Here is a 15,437-nt window from a genome sequence, read left to right as displayed (position 1 = left end):
GTTCCTCATCGTCTCGCGCGCCGCCAGGGCTGGGATTTGAACCATCCCGCCCCATAGGCGGTGGCCACGAGCAGCGCCATTCCGGTTGCGTTAACAAGCAATGTGGTCAGAGGGTTCCGCTCGAAAAGGTCCAGTGCGGCCCCCATCAGCCGTGCCAGGAACATCGAGGCGATGAAAACGGCGAGGGATTGCTGACCGACCTTCATGATGACGGCAAGAACCCGCCGCCAGACCTCGGGGGCGAGGCCGGCGCCCTCTCCGGGCAGGAGCCGGGTGCCGCGCGCGCCGGCGGCGACCCAGGCCAGATAGGCCAGCGCCAGGAAGTGCACGTAGCGCAGAACCCCGAAGTCGGTCTTGGCGATCAGGAGCGCGTAGTCCGAGCGCCATTCGCGGATGAAGGGCACCGCCCCGATCACCCGGAAATAGGCGAAAGGCAGGATCACCAGCACCAGCGCCGCGGCCAGGATCACCAGCCGCCGGTCGACCGGCGGCGCGGGCAGGAGCCCGGACATGAAGGCGAAGCCGGTGAAGAAGATCAGCTGCCAGCCGAAGGGATTGAAGAACCACTCGCGCTCGGACCAGGGCTCGGCGGGAAAGGCCAGGAGATCCGCCTGCGCCAGCCCCCAGAGGATGAGCACCCCCGCCGCCGCCAGCGCCCGGTGCACCCCGGCCAGCGCCACGAAGACCGGCATCATCGCCAGGATCACCAGGTACATCGGCAGGATGTCGAAGTAGTTCGGCACGTAGCTCAGCGTCATCAGGCCCAGGAGGTTGGTCTGGGGATCCTTGAAGAACGGATAGAGGTTGAGCTGGCCCACGTAGTCGCGCTCAAGCGTGCCGATGGCGTTCAGCGCCACCATGGCCGTGGCCACCGCGAGGAACAGCCCGATATGGGCCCAGTAGACCTGCCAGCAGCGGTAGGCGACGCGGGCCGTGCCCATGCGCCAGCTCTGGTCGCGGAAGACCTTCCCGAAGGCGATGGCCGAGGCCATGCCCGAGCAGAAGACGAAGATCTCGGTCGCGTCGGAGAAGCCGAAACGCGCCGGGATCCAGAGCGTCCAGGCGTTGCCGGGCACATGGGCGATCAGGATGATGAACATCGCGATGCCGCGGAAGAAATCCAGCCGCGGGTCGCGCAGGCCCGTGGTCCGGTCCCCGAGCGCGGTCGTGGTCCGGGTCGCTGCCGTCTTGTCCGTCTGTGCCGTCATCGGCGGTTCGATCGTACTCATAACGGAGCGGTTCCTGCCCCGGTCACTGGGCGGCGTAAAGCGCCGCGGTGCGGCGCGCCTCGTCGATGGCGGATCGCCGCGCATCGGCAAAGGCATCGGGCAGACCGGCGCGCAGCCGCGTGCGCTCGGAGAGGATGCGCGCGCAGGCGTCGAGCCGCCCGGCCCTGAGGCCCGCATCCACGGTCATGCGCTCGAAGATGTCGCGCTGCGCGTGGCTGCCGCCGATGGTCTGCATGTGCGCGCGCGCGGCGTTGAGATCGGCGAAGGCCTCGGCGTAGCGCCCCTCTCCGAAGGCGGCGAGCCCGCGCGCGGCGGCGGCGCCGGGATGGGCCGCGACGCGGCCGGGCTCGTTGTGCTCCTGCCCGGTCAGGGCGATGCGCCCGGCCAGCCGCCCCGCCGCCTCGGGCCGGCCCGCGCCGGTCAGCGCCAGGAGGTAATGCAGATCCGCGAAGACCAGCACGCCGTCGTCGCTCCGCGCCTCGGAGAGATCGGCGAGCTCGTCCCAGCGGGCGCCGCAGGCCACGCCTTCCAGCTCGAGCCGCATCAGGAGCGAGGAGGCATTGGCGATGTCGCGGTAGTCGTCGGTCTTCTCGGCGCGGATCTTATCGTCGTAGAGGGCCAGCACCGCGTCGATCTCGCCCCGGTCGAGATGCAGGAGCGCCTTGTGCCACCAGACGTGGTAGCGGAAATTGTTGCAATGCCCCCAGGCCGCGCCGTTCTCGTCGATGAGCGCGATGCCCCGGTCGGGCCGATGGGTCATGTCGTAGACATGGGCCACCGCGTGCAGCCCCCAGGCGTCGTCGGGCGCCAGCTCCAGCGCGCGCAGGCCCGAGGTCTCGGCCGCGTCGTAATCGCCGGTCTCCTCCAGCGCGAAGGCGCGACAGCCGAAGGCGAAGCCCGCCAGCGGATGCTCGGCGTCATGCGCCGCGATCACCCGGTCGAGCGAGCGCCGCATGCCGCCCGCATCGCCGAGGATGAAGCGGATGCCATGCACGATCTTCATCGTCAGCGTGTCCTCGGGGGTCCGCACCAGCACCCCCTCGAGGTGGAAACGCGCCCCCGAAGGCTGGCCCGACAGCCAGGCTTCCAGCGCCGCGAGCCAGGCGGTGACGCGGGCGGGCAGCCCCTCGCCCGCGCGCTGCCGCGCGGCGCGGGCCGCTTCATGGGCGGCGGTCACCGTCTCGGCGCGGCCCAGCATCAGGCAGAAAAGCCCCTTGGCGGCCAAGGGCAGCACCGCGTCGGGCGCGCGCTCCAGCACCCGGGCCAGGTGGTCCGGCGCCTCGGCGCCATGGGCCAGGAACGAGCGCGTCATGGCGTTCCAGGCCGCCAGGGCCTCGGGGTCGGAGAAATCGACGGCGGCGCGGCAGATATCGTGTCGCATGAAATTCCCTGGACGATGTGCAGAAGTCTCGGGGCCCACTCTACGTCCAGGGGGCGCGCATCCCACGTCAGTTCGGCGTGAAAGCGCGCGTTTGTGACCGCCCGTCAGACCCCGCTCAGCGCCGCCCTCGGCGCGCGAGGATCCGGTCGAGGAGGCCCCTGACCGCCCCGGTATGTTCGCCCATGCGCGGCGGCGGCTGCCGGTAGGCCACCGGGGTGCGCGAGAATTTCAGAGGGTTTCCAAGGAGTTGCACGGCACCCTTCAGGGCGCCCCCGCGGGCCATCTCGATCACCCCGCCGCGCGCCTGCGCCTGGTCCGAGCCAAGCGCCTCGGCGACCGAATGGATCGGCCCGGCGGGCACGCCGACCTCGGACAACTGCTGCAGAATCCGGCGCGCGGGCTGCCCCGCGAGCATTTCTGTAATAATTTCCGTCAGCTCTTCCCGGTGCGCCAGCCGCTCGGGGTTGGTGGCAAAGCGCGGCTCGGAGCCCAGCTCGGGCCGGCCCATGGCTTCGGCGAAGCGGCGGAACTGGCCGTCGTTGCCCACCGCCAGGATCACATGGCCGTCGGCGCAGGCGAAGACGTCATAGGGGCAGATGTTCGGATGGGCGTTGCCGCGCCGCTCGGGGTCGCGGCCCGAGGTCAGGTAATTGGTGCCCTCGTTGATCAGCCAGGCCATCTGGGCGTCGACCAGCGCCAAGTCGATGTGCTGGCCCTCGCCCGTGGCGTCGCGGTGGCGCAGCGCGGCGAGGATGCCGATGGTCGCATACATGCCGCACATGACGTCGGCGATGCCCACGCCGACCTTGTGCGGCGCGCCCTCTGCCGGGCCGGTCAGCGACATGATCCCGCCGTAGCCCTGGGCCATGAGGTCATAGCCCGCGAGATGCCGGTTCGGCCCGGTCTGCCCGAAGCCCGAGATCGAGCAATAGACCAGCCCGGGATGCGCCGCGCAGAGCGTACCGTGGTCGAGCCCGTATTTCTCCAGCCCGCCGGGTTTGAAGTTCTCGATCACCACGTCCGAGGCGGCGGCGATCTCGCGCACCAGGGCCGCACCCTCCTCGGTCGAGATGTCGGCGGCGACGCTGTATTTGTTGCGGTTCGCGGCCATGAAATAGGCCGAGAGGTCGCGGGTGCCGTCCTCGGTCTCGGCATAGGGCGGGCCCCAGGCGCGGGTGTCGTCGCCGCCGGACTTGGGGTTCTCGATCTTCAGGACCGTGGCGCCGAGGTCGCCCATGAGCTGGGTCGCGGTCGGCCCCGCGAGGATGCGGCTGAGGTCGCAGATCGTGATGCCGTCGAGCGGTCCCTTGCTCTCAGATGCGTCCGTCATAGGCCCTCCGGTCGATCTCAGCGGCGATCAGGGTGAAGGTCGGCGCCTCCAGCGCCTCGGTCAGCGCGGCCTCCAGCTCATCCGCATTGCGCACGCTGCGCCCTGCCCCGCCCATGGAGCGCGCCAGCGCCGCGAAATCCGTGCCCGCGAAATCGACGCCGGCGTTGCCGAGCTGTCTCTCGCGCTGCTTCTTCTCGATCAGCGCCAGCGAGCGGTCGGCGAAGACCAGGAAGATCGGCCGCACGCCCAGTTCCGCCGCGGTCGCCAGCTCGCCCGCGACCATCATCAGGCCCGCGTCGCCCGAGAAGGAAATCACCGGGCGGGCGGGTTCCGCGAGCGCCATGCCGATCGCCAGCGGCACCGCGCAGCCCATGGTGCAGAGGCCCGAGCTTTGCACCAGCCCGCGCGGCGCCTCGCAGCGCCACATCTGGCTGAGGAGGATGCGATGCGCCCCGCTGTCGGCGCTGGCGAGCGTCCCGGGCGGCAACACCCGGCGGCAGGTATCGATCACCACGCTGGGGCCCCAATCGGCTTCCGGCGCGAAGGCCCGGGCGAGCGCCGCCTTGGTCTCGGCGATGCGCGCGCCCCAGCCGTCGCTCAGCCCAGCCCCTTCGGTCAGTGCGGTGAGCGTCGGGCCGAGGCTGCCCTGCAGGTTCACGCTGCCCTGGTGCATGTAGTGGCTGTTCGGCACGGCGGAGATGTCGATGACCATCTGCGCTTCGGGGTCGACGGCATCCTGCCAGCCCGGGCGCATCTCGATCGGGTCGTAGCCCGCCAGAACCACCACGTCGGCCTCGCGCACCAGCGGCAGAAGGTGCCGGTCGGCCAGGGGCGAGAGCCCCGCCCCGCCAAGCGCCAGCGGGTGATCCTCGGGCAGGAGCCCCTTGCCCTTGTAGGTGGTGACCAGCGGCGCGCCGAGCCGCTCGACCGCGGCGCGCAGCTCGGGCCCCGCCGCCTGGTTCACCGCGTCGACGCCCGCGACGATCAGCGGACGGCGCGCCTTGGAAAGCGCGGCGCGCGCGGCCTCCCAGCCCGGCCCCGGCGCGGGCGCTAGCGGCAGGGTGTCGCGGCGGCGCAGCCCGGGCGCGGCTTTGGCGGGCGCATCGGCCACGCCCACCGGCACGTCGATATGCACCGGGCCCGGCTGGCCCTCGGTCGCGATGGCCAGCGCCTTGTCGGCGATGACCTCGGCGGCGCCTGCGGTGAGCGTGAAGCTCGCCTTGCAGACCGCGCCGAAGACCGCGCGCTGGTCGAGCACCTGGTGGGTGTAGCGCTGCGCCTCGTCGGCATCGACGCAGCCGGTCACGAGGATCAGCGGCACCCGGTCCTGGCGGGCGTTCTCGGCCACGTTGACGGCGTTGAGCGCCCCCGGCCCCACGGTCGCCAGCAGCACCCCCGGCGCGCCGTCGCGGTGGTGCACGCCCTCGGCCATGAAGCCGCCGGCGTTCTCGTGGCGGACGAGGTGGAAGGCCAGGCCCGCGGCCTCGAAGGCGTCGAGCAGGGTCAGCACCTCGCCGCCGGGCATCCCGAAGGCATGGCGGCAGCCGGCGTCGGCCAGGCGGCGGGCGAGGATGTCGGCGGTGCGGGTCTCGGTCACGGGCGGGCCTTTCCTGCGGCGGAGGGATGCGGGGCGTCGGGCGTCGGGCGTCGGGCGTCGGGCGTCGGGCGTCGGGCGTCGGGCGTCGGGCGTCGGGCGTCGGGCGTCGGGCGTCGGGCGTCGGGCGTCGGGCGTCGGGCGTCTTGCCAAGAGGGGAAGCCCGCGGGCGCCCGAATGACAAGGCCCGCCGCGCGCCGTTCACCCCTTCGTCAACGAAAACCGCCGCCGGGGGTGACCCGGCGGCGGCGAAGATCAGCCCTTGTCAGGCCCGGGCGCTCAGTTCAGCGCCTGGTCGGTGATCGCATGGGTCCAGGCGCCCTCGGGCTCCTCGGTGATCGCCGGGTTGTCCTCGGAGACCGCCGAGAGCAGCGTGTCCACCGTCTGCCGGTAGTCCTCTTCGCGCAGCGCGCCGTTGGACCCCGCGGTCAGCTTGGCGACCTCGCCCATCATGTAGACCTGGTGGTCGATGGTCTGCGCGCCGGTCATGTCGTTGTCGACGACGATCTGCGCGGCCTCCTCGGGGTTCTCCTCGGCGTATTTCCAGCCTTTCATCGAGGCGCGCACGAAGCGGACCATCTTGTCCTGGAAGGCCTCGTCCTCGAGGTTCTCTTCCATGACGTAGAGCCCGTCCTCGAGCATGCCGACGCCTTCCTCGAGGTAGTTGAAGTTCACCAGGTCATCAGCGGTGTAGCCCGCGTCCAGCACCTGGCCGTATTCGTTGTAGGTCATGGTCGAGATGCAGTCCGCCTGCCCCTGCAGGAGCGGATCGACGTTGAAGGCCTGCTTCAGGACCGTCACCCCGTCCTCGTCGGCACCGTCGGTGTCGACGCCGAGCTGCGCCATCCAGGCGTAGAAGGGATATTCGTTGCCGAAGAACCAGACGCCCAGGGTGCGGCCGGGGAAGTCCTCGGGGCTCTCGACGCCGGTCTCCTTGAGGCAGGTGAGCTGCAGCCCGCCGGTGGCGAAAGGCTGGGCGATGTTCACCAGCGGCACTCCGCGCTCGCGCGCGGCGAGGCCCGCGGCCATCCAGGTCACGATCACATCGGCGCCGCCGCCGGCGATCACCTGCTCGGGCGCGATGTCCGGGCCGCCCGGCTTGATCGTCACGTCGAGGCCCTCTTCCTCGTAGAAGCCCTGCGCCTCGGCGACGTAATAGCCGGCGAACTGCGCCTGAGTGACCCACTTGAGCTGCAGGGTCACCTCGTCGAGGTCCTGGGCCTGGGCCATGGGTGCCGCGAGGCCGAAGGCCAGGGCCGCACCAATCAGTTTCGTTTTCATTGCGTTACCTCCATGTCGGTCCTGTCTTCCGCCCGGCGTCTTTAGCGCCGGTGCGACGGGTGCCAGAACGTGACCCGTTTCTCGAGCGCGGCGACCGCGCCGTAGAAGAGCGTGCCCGCGAGCGCGGCGACCACAATCTCGGCCCAGACCATGTCGAGCGCAAGCTGCCCGACCGATGTGGAGATGCGGAAGCCGACCCCGCGGATCGGGGAGCCGAAAAACTCGGCAACGATGGCACCGATCAGCGCCAGTGTCGTGGAAATCTTCAAGCCGTTGAAGATGAAGGGCATGGCCGCGGGCAGCCGCAGCTTCACCAGGGTCTGCAGGTAGCTCGCCCCGTAGGTGCGCATCAGGTCGCGCTGCATGGGCCCGGTGTCGGCCAGCCCCGCGACGGTGTTCACCAGCATCGGGAAGAAGACCATGACCACCACGACCGCGGCCTTGGAATGCCAGTCGAAGCCGAACCACATCACCAGGATCGGCGCGGTGCCGACGATCGGCAGGGCCGCCATGAAGTTGCCCACCGGCAGGATGCCCCGGCGCAGGAACTCGGTCCTATCGGCCAGGATCGCCACCGCGAAGGCCGCCGCGCAGCCGATCAGGAAGCCCGAGAGCGCGCCTTTCACGAAGGTCTGCACGAAGTCCTGCCAGAGGGTGCCGGCCTGGGCCGCGAAGGTCGCCGCGATCACCGTCGGCGCGGGCAGGATCACCCCGGGCACCGACAGGCCGCGGACGATCAGCTCCCACATGGCGATGAGCGTCAGGCCGAAGATCACCGGCACCGCCAGTTGCACCAGGGGCAGCCCGGCCTGCGGCCCGTTGGCCAGCCGTGCGTTGAGCGTCCAGCCAAGCGCCCAGAGGACAAGCGCCGCGATCACCAATGCCATGCCCTGCCCTCCTTCGATGCGTTCATTTGGTCTGTCTTGCGGCCCGGGCGGCGCGCTTTTGCGCCCGTCCCGAGACGGCCGCGCGGGGGTGTCTTCGCACCGCTCATCGCCGCATCCCCATGCGGGCCAGCAGCCCGCGCTCGAGCGCGCCGATCACGCCGACCGAGAGCGCCGCAAGGATCGCCGCGGCGAAGAGCGCCGACCAGATCTGGATGGTCTGCCCGTAGTAGCTGCCCGCCAGGAGCCGCGCGCCCAGGCCCGCGGTCGCCCCGGTCGGCAGCTCACCGACGATGGCGCCCACCAGCGAGGCCGCGAAGCCGATCTTCAGCGAGGCGAAGAGGTAGGGCATCGAGGAGGGCAGCCGCAGCTTCCAGAACATCTCGCCCCGGCTCGCCCCATAGGTCCGCAGGAGGTCGATCTGCATGGCATCGGGCGAGCGCAGCCCCTTCACCATGCCGACCACCACCGGGAAGAAGGACAGATAGGCCGAGATGATCGCCTTGGGCACCAGCCCCTGGATCCCCACCGAGTAGAGCACCACGATGATCATCGGCGCGATGGCGATGATCGGGATGGTCTGAGAGATGATCGCCCAGGGCATGACGCTCATGTCCATGACCCGGCTGTGCACGATGCCGACGGCGAGAAGAATGCCCATGACCGTGCCGATGGCGAAGCCGAGACCGGTGGCCGAAAGCGTCACCCAGCCGTGGTAGATCAGGCTGCGCGGCGAGGTCGGCGCCGCGCCTGCAAGCCCGGTCCAGAGCTCGGCCGCCACCTGGTGCGGCGCGGGCAGCTTCGGGCGGTCCTGCACATAGGCGTTCGACAGCGCGACCCCGGGGTTCTGCAAGGCGAGCGCCGTGCCCGACATGCCGCGCCGGTCGCTCGGCGAGGCCGGGGTGACCTCGATGCCCGCGCGGCTCGCGTCGAGCACCGATTGCGAGGCGTTCATCGGGATGCAGGCGAGATACCAGAGCGCGACCAGCGCCGCGACCACGGTCAGGACCGGCGCCAGCCCGCCGCCGAGCGACCGGGCCCAGAGCGCCACCCGCCCCGACCGGCCGACGCCCGCCCCCTGGGCGGCGATGGGAGCGGTGTCACTCATGCCGCTTCCATCCCCGCCCGCAGGCCCTCGCGGACCCGGTGGGCGACCTCGATGAACTCGCGGCTGTCGCGGATGTCGAGCGGCCGCTCGCGCGGCAGCGGGCTCTCGATCACGTCCGAGATCCGCCCCGGACGCGGGCTCATCACCACGATCTTGGTCGAGAGATAGACCGCCTCGGGGATCGAATGGGTGACGAAGAGCATGGTCTTCTCGGTCCGCGCCCAGAGCGCCAGGAGCTCTTCGTTGAGGCGGTCGCGGACGATCTCGTCGAGCGCCCCGAAGGGCTCGTCCATCAACAGGATCGGCGCGTCGAAGCTCAGCGCCCGGGCGATCGAGGCGCGCTGCTGCATGCCCCCCGAGAGCTGCCAGGGAAACTTCTTCTCGAAGCCTGCAAGATCAACGAGTTCGAGGGTGTTCTTGACGCGCTCGGCCTTTTCCTCGCGGGAATAGCCCATGATCTCCAGCGGCAGGCGGATGTTGCCGCCGATGGTCCGCCAGGGATAGAGCCCGGCGGCCTGGAAGACATAGCCGTAGGCGCGCGCCTTGCGGGCCTCCTCGGGGCTCATGCCGTCCACGCTCAGCTCGCCGCCGGTCGGGGTCTCCAGCCCCGCGACGCAGCGCAGGAAGGTGGTCTTGCCGCAGCCCGAAGGCCCGATGAAAGAGACGAATTCGCCCTTCGAGACGTCGAGGTCGACATCCTTCAGCGCATGGACCGGACCGTCATTGGTCTGGAAGGTGAGATTGAGACCCTTGGCACGGATCACGGGACTGGCTGTCACAGGGCTGGTCCTCCGGGACTGGCTGCGTGAGGGGCTGGGGCGGGCTCAGACGCCCGCCGGAATGTTCATCGGATCGCGGTGGATCTGCTTGGGCGCGGTCAGCGCCTTCCACTTCGACAGCGCCTCATGCGCAGAGGGGAAGGCCGGGCGCGGCACAAAGCGGCCCCGTCCGGGCTGCGGCTGGGAGTTCTGCCCCCAGGCCCAGATCACCTCGCCGCGGCTCAGCGTGTAGCGCGGCTGGGCCTTCACCTCGAAGCCCTCGAAGACGTTGTAATCGAGGATCGAATGGTGGTTCGAAGCCGAGATGGTCTTGGTGATCTTCGGGTCCCAGACCACCAGGTCGGCATCCGCGCCTTCGACGATCGCGCCTTTCTTGGGGTAGATGTTGAGGATCTTCGCCACGTTCGAGGAGGTCACCGCGACGAACTCGTTCATGGTCAGGCGCCCGGTCTCGACCCCGAAGGTCCAGAGCACCGCGAGGCGCTCCTCGAGGCCGTTCGAGCCGTTGGGGATCTTGGTGAAATCGCCGACGCCCATGCGCTTCTGCTCGGTCGAGAAGGCGGCGTGGTCGGTGGCCACAACCTGCAGGCTGCCGGCCTGGAGACCCGCCCAGAGGCTGTCCTGGTGTTCCTTGTTGCGGAAGGGCGGCGACATCACCCGGCGCGCGGCGTGGTCCCAGTCCTTGTTGAAATACTCGCTCTCGTCGAGGGTCAGGAACTGCGCCAGCGGCTCGCCGTAGACCCGCATGCCCTTCTGGCGGGCGCGGCGGATGGCTTCATGTGCCTGCTCGCAGGAGACATGCACGATATAAAGCGGGACGCCCGCGGCATCGGCGATGGTGATCGCGCGGTTGGCGGCCTCGCCCTCGAACTCGGGCGGGCGCGAATAGGCGTGGCCCTCGGGGCCGGTGATGCCCTGTTCGAGCATCTGCTGCTGCATGTCGGCCACCAGGTCGCCGTTCTCGGCATGCACCATGGGCAGCGCGCCCAGCTCCTTGCAGCGCTTGAAGGAGGCGAACATCTCGTCGTCCTCGATCATCAGCGCGCCCTTGTAGGCCATGAAGTGCTTGAAGGAATTGACGCCCATGTCGACGGCGTCCTTCATCTCGTTGAAGATGGTCTCGTTCCAGCCGGTCACCGCGACGTGGTAGCCGATGTCGGAACAGATCTGCGGCGCCGACTTGCGGTGCCATTCGTTGATCGCGTTCTTGATCGAGCCGTCGGCGCCGGGCAGCACGAAGTCCACGGTCATCGTGGTGCCGCCGCAGGCCGCCGCCCAGGTGCCGGTCTCGAAGGTCTCGGCGGCGGTGGTGCCCATGAAGGGCATCTCCATGTGGGTATGCGGGTCGATGCCGCCGGGGATGACATAGGCGCCCTCGGCGTCGATCACCTCGTCGCCCTTCAGGTCCTCGCCGATCTGCTTGATCGTCTCGCCCTCGATGAGGATGTCGGCCTTCCAGGTGCGGTCGGCGGTGACGATCGTGCCGTTCTTGATGACCTTGGTCATGTGAATACTCCCTGTTGTCTTGTCTGCCGGGGTGGCCCCGGTCGTTGATCTTCGGCGCGCGCGGCCCGGAGGCGGGCTCAGGCGCAGACCTGGTTGCCGTCGGCGTCGGTGACCGGCTCGGCCGGGCCGCCGCTGGCGGGCACGACGCTCTGGCAGCCCCGCGCGTCGACGATGAGCTGGGCGTCGCTGGTGTCGTTCAGGATCGCGGTGCCGTCGGGCAGAACCCGCAGCGCATCCCCCACCCCGCCGCGTCCGCAGGCCGCGGCGCCAAGCGCGAGAAGGAGGATGAGCGCGGGTCTCACTCGACGATCCCCGCGGTTTCGACCACCGCATGCATGAGCACATCGGCCCCGGCGCGCGCCCAGTCCTTGGTGATCTCCTCGGCCTCGTTGTGCGACAGCCCGTCGACGCAGGGGCACATGATCATCGCCGTGGGCGCCACCTGGTTGATCCAGCAGGCGTCGTGGCCCGCGCCCGAGATGATGTCCTGGTGCGAGTAACCGAGCCGTTCGGCGGCATCGCGCACCGCGGTCACGCAGGTCTTGTCGAACTCGACCGGGTCGAAGCCGCCGACCTTCTCGAAGGCGATCTCGAGGCCCATGTCCTTGGCGATCTGGCCGCCCTCGTCGCGCAGGCGCCGTTCCATGTCCTCGATCACCGACAGGTCGGGCGAGCGGAAGTCGACGGTGAAGACCGCCTTGCCGGGGATCACGTTGCGCGAGTTGGGGTAGATGTCGATATGGCCCGCGGCGCCCACCGCATGGGGTTTGTGCGACCAGGCGATCTCGTCGACCTTGTCGAGGATGCGCGCCATGCAGAGCCCGGCGTTCTTGCGCATCGGCATGGGCGTGGAGCCGGTGTGGCTTTCCTTGCCGGTCACGGTGACCTGGGTCCAGGAGAGGCCCTGGCCGTGGGTGACCACGCCGATGTCCTTGCGCTCGGCCTCGAGGATCGGACCCTGTTCGATGTGCAGCTCGAAGAAGGCATGCATCTTGCGCTGGCCGACCTCTTCCTCGCCGCGCCAGCCGATGCGCTTGAGCTCGTCGCCGAAGCGCTTGCCCTGGGCATCCTCGCGCTCATAGGCCCAGTCCTGGCTGTGGACGCCGGCGAAGACGCCCGAGGACAGCATGGCCGGGGCGAAGCGCGTGCCCTCTTCGTTGGTGAAATTGGTCACCACGATCGGGTGGCGGGTCTTGATGCCCAGGTCATTGAGCGTGCGCAGGATCTCGAGCCCGCCGAGCACCCCCAGGACGCCGTCGTATTTGCCCCCCGTCGGCTGGGTGTCGAGGTGGCTGCCGACATAGACCGGCAGGGCCTCGGGGTCGGTGCCCTCGCGGCGGGCGAACATGTTGCCCATCTGGTCGAGCCCCATGGAGCAGCCCGCGGCCTCGCACCAGGACTGGAAGAGCGCGCGCCCCTCGCCGTCCTCGTCGGTCACGGTCTGGCGGTTGTTGCCGCCCGCGACCCCGGGGCCGATCTTGGCCATCTCCATTATGCTCTCCCAGAGCCGATCCCCGTCGATGCGGAGGTTCTCTCCCGGTGCTGCCATGTCACATCCCTGTCTTTTGTCGCGCGCGGCCTTCTTGACCTTTCTCGCGTCGGTTTTTTACCATTTGGTCAAGTCACGATTGCAACGGGTCGCGCCCCTGTCAAGCGAGCGTCGTCCCCAAGCGCCGGATCATCGCGAAAACCACCCCCTTGCTGCACAGTAAGGCATCGACGGGACGACGCCTATGGCCGAAGACGGGACTGCCCCGATCCCTGCCCGCTCCGGCAAGCGCCGCAGCCGGATCCAGGAGAAGAACCGCAAGCGCATCCTCGATGCCGCGCTCGACGTCTTCGCGGCCGAGGGATTCCGCGGCGCGACGCTCGACCAGATCGCCGCGCGGGCGGAGATGTCGAAGCCCAACATGCTGTATTACTTCGACAGCAAGGCGGCGATCCACGTGGCGCTTCTGAACGCGCTGATGGAAAGCTGGGTGGCGCCCCTGCGCGCGCTCGGGGCGGATGATCCGCCGCTCGAGGCGCTGATGGGCTATGTGCACAAGAAGCTCGAAATGAGCCGCACCATGCCACGCCAGAGCCGGCTCTTCGCCAACGAGGTGCTGCAGGGCGCGCCGCGCATGGGTCCGCATCTCGAGCGCGGGCTGAAGCCCCTGTTCGAGGAGAAATGCGCGCTGATCCGCCAGTGGATCGAGGCCGGCCGGATCGCGCCGGTGGCGCCCGAGCACCTCCTGATGACGATCTGGGCGGTGACCCAGCATTACGCCGACTTCGAGGCGCAGATCGCGGTCCTGATGCCCGAGGAGCGGCCGCGCTGGACCACCGCCACGGCGCATGTGGACGCGATGTTCCGCCAGATGCTGACGCCGCCCGATGTGCCTGCGCCCCCGGCTACGCCCAAGGCTTAACGCAATATTCACCCTGCGCGCGGCAGGATCGCGGGCATGGATATGCCCCGTATCAATGCGCATCCCACGCGGGATCAATGGCTGGCGCAATTGTTTGGCGCCAAGGCGGTCGCCAAGGGCGGCGTGGTGCGCCGCTCGGTCCGGGACGTGCAGCGGATGATCGGGCGGGAGGCGTTTTTGCGCGAGGTGCGGATGCGGGGATTTCACCTTGTGGAATGCGGCGGGCAGTTCATCGTGATCTGCAATAGCGGGAAGGTGAAGCTGCATGTGTGAGGGGTGAGGTGTAAGAGGGAGGATGGTTGGCCCGGGGCGTGCGCGGTTCCGGGGTGGCAGGCTATCGGTTACGGGTCAGGCAAGGCAGATTGCGATCTGGCCGGAGCCCGTCTTCCTCTGCCCAGCTGACTAGACCACGATGTTATCTAACATCGTGGTCGAGAAAATTATCTAATTTTCTCGACTTAAGGGCGCGAAGATGCGTGCGCGCCCAAGCAAAAGTCCACAAGTGCTGGGTAGAGCCGAACACCTCAGCCCAACGAAAAACGCATCCAACACACAACCCCAACCCTCATCAAAAAAACCGGCGCGACCGCCGCCGCGCCGGTCCTCACCGCTCACTCCGCCGCAGCCACCGCCGCGGGGTTGTTCGGATGCGTCGTCCAGTTGGCGTAGTCCTTCTCGACCGTCTTGCCGGTCCGCGGATCCACCGCCCCGGGCGCCATCTCGACCATGGTGATGCAATCCTCCACCGGGCAGACGTCCACGCAGAGGTTACAGGCCACGCATTCCTCGTCGATCACCTCGAAGACCCGGCCTTCCTTCATCGCGATCGCCTGGTGCGAGGTGTCCTCGCAGGCCGCGTAGCAGCGCCCGCACTGGATGCAGGCCTCCTGGTCGATGCGCGCCTTGGTCACGTAGTTGAGGTTCAGATACTGCCAGTCGGTGACATTGGGCACCGCGCGGCCGACCACCTCGGAGACCGAGCTGTAGCCCTTCTCGTCCATCCAGGCCGAGAGCCCGCGCGCCATCTCCTCGACGATGCGGAAGCCGTAGGTCATGGCCGCGGTGCAGACCTGCACGTTGCCCGCGCCCAGCGACAGGAACTCCGCCGCGTCGCGCCAGGTGGTCACCCCGCCGATGCCCGAGATCGGCATGCCATGCGTCGCCGGATCCCGCGCGATCTCCGAGACCATCGAGAGCGCGATGGGCTTCACCGCCGGCCCGCAATAGCCGCCGTGGCTGCCCTTGCCGTCGATCGTCGGCTGCGGCGCCATCAGGTCGAGGTCGACCGAGGTGATCGAGTTGATCGTGTTGATCAGCGACACCGCGTCGGCCCCGCCGTTCCGGGCCGCCGCCGCGGGCTTGCGCACATCGGTGATATTGGGCGTGAGCTTCACGATCACCGGCCGGTCGTAATACTGCTTGCACCAGCGGGTGACCATCTCGATGTATTCCGGCACCTGGCCCACGGCCGAGCCCATGCCGCGCTCGGACATGCCGTGCGGGCAGCCGAAGTTCAGCTCGATCCCGTCCGCGCCGGTCTCCGCCACCCGCGGCAGGATCGCCTTCCAGGCGGCCTCCTCGCAGGGCACCATGATCGAGGCGATCAGCGCCCGGTCAGGATAATCCGCCTTGACCCGCGCCATCTCCTCGAGGTTCACCTCCAGCGGCCGGTCGGTGATGAGCTCGATGTTGTTCAACCCCAGGAGCCGCCGGTCCGCGCCGTAGATCGCGCCGTAGCGCGGCCCGTTGACGTTGACCACCGGCGGGCCCTCGGCGCCGAGCGTCTTCCAGACCACCCCGCCCCAGCCGGCCTCGAAGGCGCGGCGGACGTTGTACTCCTTGTCGGTCGGCGGCGCCGAGGCGAGCCAGAAGGGGTTCGGGCTCTTGATGCCCACGAAATCGGTTTCGAGATTGGCCATGTCGCTGATCTCCCT

The 15,437-nt window shown here is 69.0% G+C and carries 14 protein-coding genes; 2 read left to right on the top strand and 12 right to left on the bottom strand.

Features of this window, described 5'->3' with window-relative positions; all coding sequences use genetic code 11:
- Positions 1-5: 5 nt before the first annotated feature.
- The 11 genes from LR948_RS15140 to LR948_RS15090 form a co-directional block, all read right to left on the bottom strand.
- A complete protein-coding gene (locus tag LR948_RS15140) occupies positions 6-1,229 on the bottom strand; it encodes an OpgC family protein (protein ID WP_232754922.1) in 1,224 nt (407 codons plus the stop codon).
- A gap of 22 nt (positions 1,230-1,251) precedes the next feature.
- Positions 1,252-2,610 carry a tetratricopeptide repeat protein gene (locus tag LR948_RS15135; protein ID WP_232754921.1) on the bottom strand — a complete coding sequence of 453 codons (1,359 nt, stop codon included), beginning with the start codon at positions 2,608-2,610 and terminating at the stop codon, positions 1,252-1,254.
- A 115-nt stretch (positions 2,611-2,725) separates the two neighbouring features.
- Positions 2,726-3,940, bottom strand: coding sequence for a CaiB/BaiF CoA-transferase family protein (locus LR948_RS15130; RefSeq protein ID WP_232754920.1), 1,215 nt, complete (start codon positions 3,938-3,940; stop codon positions 2,726-2,728).
- Positions 3,924-5,537 carry a thiamine pyrophosphate-binding protein gene (locus tag LR948_RS15125; RefSeq protein ID WP_232754919.1) on the bottom strand — a complete coding sequence of 538 codons (1,614 nt, stop codon included), beginning with the start codon at positions 5,535-5,537 and terminating at the stop codon, positions 3,924-3,926. The genes LR948_RS15130 and LR948_RS15125 overlap by 17 nt, the downstream gene beginning before the upstream one ends.
- A gap of 276 nt (positions 5,538-5,813) precedes the next feature.
- The gene (locus LR948_RS15120; protein WP_232754918.1) at positions 5,814-6,815 is read right to left on the bottom strand and encodes an ABC transporter substrate-binding protein; all 1,002 of its coding nucleotides are present in this window, start codon (positions 6,813-6,815) and stop codon (positions 5,814-5,816) included.
- Positions 6,816-6,856: 41 nt separating this feature from the next.
- A complete protein-coding gene (locus LR948_RS15115) occupies positions 6,857-7,702 on the bottom strand; it encodes an ABC transporter permease (protein ID WP_232754917.1) in 846 nt (281 codons plus the stop codon).
- Positions 7,703-7,805: 103 nt separating this feature from the next.
- Positions 7,806-8,807, bottom strand: a complete 1,002-nt coding sequence (locus LR948_RS15110) for an ABC transporter permease (protein ID WP_232754916.1) — start codon at positions 8,805-8,807, stop codon at positions 7,806-7,808.
- Positions 8,804-9,586, bottom strand: a complete 783-nt coding sequence (locus LR948_RS15105) for an ABC transporter ATP-binding protein (RefSeq protein ID WP_232754915.1) — start codon at positions 9,584-9,586, stop codon at positions 8,804-8,806. Before LR948_RS15105 ends, LR948_RS15110 begins: the two co-directional genes overlap by 4 nt.
- Before the next feature lie 45 nt (positions 9,587-9,631).
- Entirely contained in the window at positions 9,632-11,092 is a 1,461-nt protein-coding gene (gene hydA, locus LR948_RS15100) for a dihydropyrimidinase (RefSeq protein WP_232754914.1), read from the bottom strand.
- A gap of 77 nt (positions 11,093-11,169) precedes the next feature.
- On the bottom strand, positions 11,170-11,394 hold the full coding sequence (locus LR948_RS15095; RefSeq protein ID WP_232754913.1) for a hypothetical protein: 225 nt from the start codon (positions 11,392-11,394) through the stop codon (positions 11,170-11,172).
- Positions 11,391-12,641, bottom strand: coding sequence for a Zn-dependent hydrolase (locus LR948_RS15090; RefSeq protein ID WP_232754912.1), 1,251 nt, complete (start codon positions 12,639-12,641; stop codon positions 11,391-11,393). The genes LR948_RS15095 and LR948_RS15090 overlap by 4 nt, the downstream gene beginning before the upstream one ends.
- A gap of 184 nt (positions 12,642-12,825) precedes the next feature.
- Here LR948_RS15090 and LR948_RS15085 point away from each other — a divergent pair, with 184 nt between their 5' ends.
- Both LR948_RS15085 and LR948_RS15080 read left to right on the top strand, forming a co-directional pair.
- Entirely contained in the window at positions 12,826-13,503 is a 678-nt protein-coding gene (locus tag LR948_RS15085; protein WP_232754911.1) for a TetR family transcriptional regulator C-terminal domain-containing protein, read from the top strand.
- Between the two features lie 36 nt (positions 13,504-13,539).
- Positions 13,540-13,776, top strand: coding sequence for an N-(5'-phosphoribosyl)anthranilate isomerase (locus tag LR948_RS15080; protein WP_232754910.1), 237 nt, complete (start codon positions 13,540-13,542; stop codon positions 13,774-13,776).
- A gap of 338 nt (positions 13,777-14,114) precedes the next feature.
- Here the strand turns inward: LR948_RS15080 and preA are convergent, their stop codons facing one another.
- Positions 14,115-15,422, bottom strand: a complete 1,308-nt coding sequence (gene preA / locus LR948_RS15075) for an NAD-dependent dihydropyrimidine dehydrogenase subunit PreA (RefSeq protein WP_232754909.1) — start codon at positions 15,420-15,422, stop codon at positions 14,115-14,117.
- Between the last annotated feature and the right edge of the window lie 15 nt (positions 15,423-15,437).

It is taken from the genome of Roseivivax sp. GX 12232 (assembly GCF_021272185.1).
In the GTDB taxonomy this organism is placed as follows: domain Bacteria; phylum Pseudomonadota; class Alphaproteobacteria; order Rhodobacterales; family Rhodobacteraceae; genus Roseivivax.
The sequence above is the reverse complement of the archived record's forward strand: the minus strand, read 5'-3'. Positions and strand labels throughout refer to the sequence as shown.

Bases quoted from the DNA above. Each gene is read 5' to 3' on its own strand.
- LR948_RS15140 (WP_232754922.1), bottom strand. From the start codon at position 1,229: ATGAGTACGATCGAACCGCCGATGACGGCACAGACGGACAAGACGGCA.
- LR948_RS15135 (WP_232754921.1), bottom strand. From the start codon at position 2,610: ATGCGACACGATATCTGCCGCGCCGCCGTCGATTTCTCCGACCCCGAG.
- LR948_RS15130 (WP_232754920.1), bottom strand. From the start codon at position 3,940: ATGACGGACGCATCTGAGAGCAAGGGACCGCTCGACGGCATCACGATC.
- LR948_RS15120 (WP_232754918.1), bottom strand. From the start codon at position 6,815: ATGAAAACGAAACTGATTGGTGCGGCCCTGGCCTTCGGCCTCGCGGCA.
- LR948_RS15115 (WP_232754917.1), bottom strand. From the start codon at position 7,702: ATGGCATTGGTGATCGCGGCGCTTGTCCTCTGGGCGCTTGGCTGGACG.
- LR948_RS15110 (WP_232754916.1), bottom strand. From the start codon at position 8,807: ATGAGTGACACCGCTCCCATCGCCGCCCAGGGGGCGGGCGTCGGCCGG.
- hydA (WP_232754914.1), bottom strand. From the start codon at position 11,092: ATGACCAAGGTCATCAAGAACGGCACGATCGTCACCGCCGACCGCACC.
- LR948_RS15090 (WP_232754912.1), bottom strand. From the start codon at position 12,641: ATGGCAGCACCGGGAGAGAACCTCCGCATCGACGGGGATCGGCTCTGG.
- LR948_RS15085 (WP_232754911.1), top strand. From the start codon at position 12,826: ATGGCCGAAGACGGGACTGCCCCGATCCCTGCCCGCTCCGGCAAGCGC.
- LR948_RS15080 (WP_232754910.1), top strand. From the start codon at position 13,540: ATGGATATGCCCCGTATCAATGCGCATCCCACGCGGGATCAATGGCTG.
- preA (WP_232754909.1), bottom strand. From the start codon at position 15,422: ATGGCCAATCTCGAAACCGATTTCGTGGGCATCAAGAGCCCGAACCCC.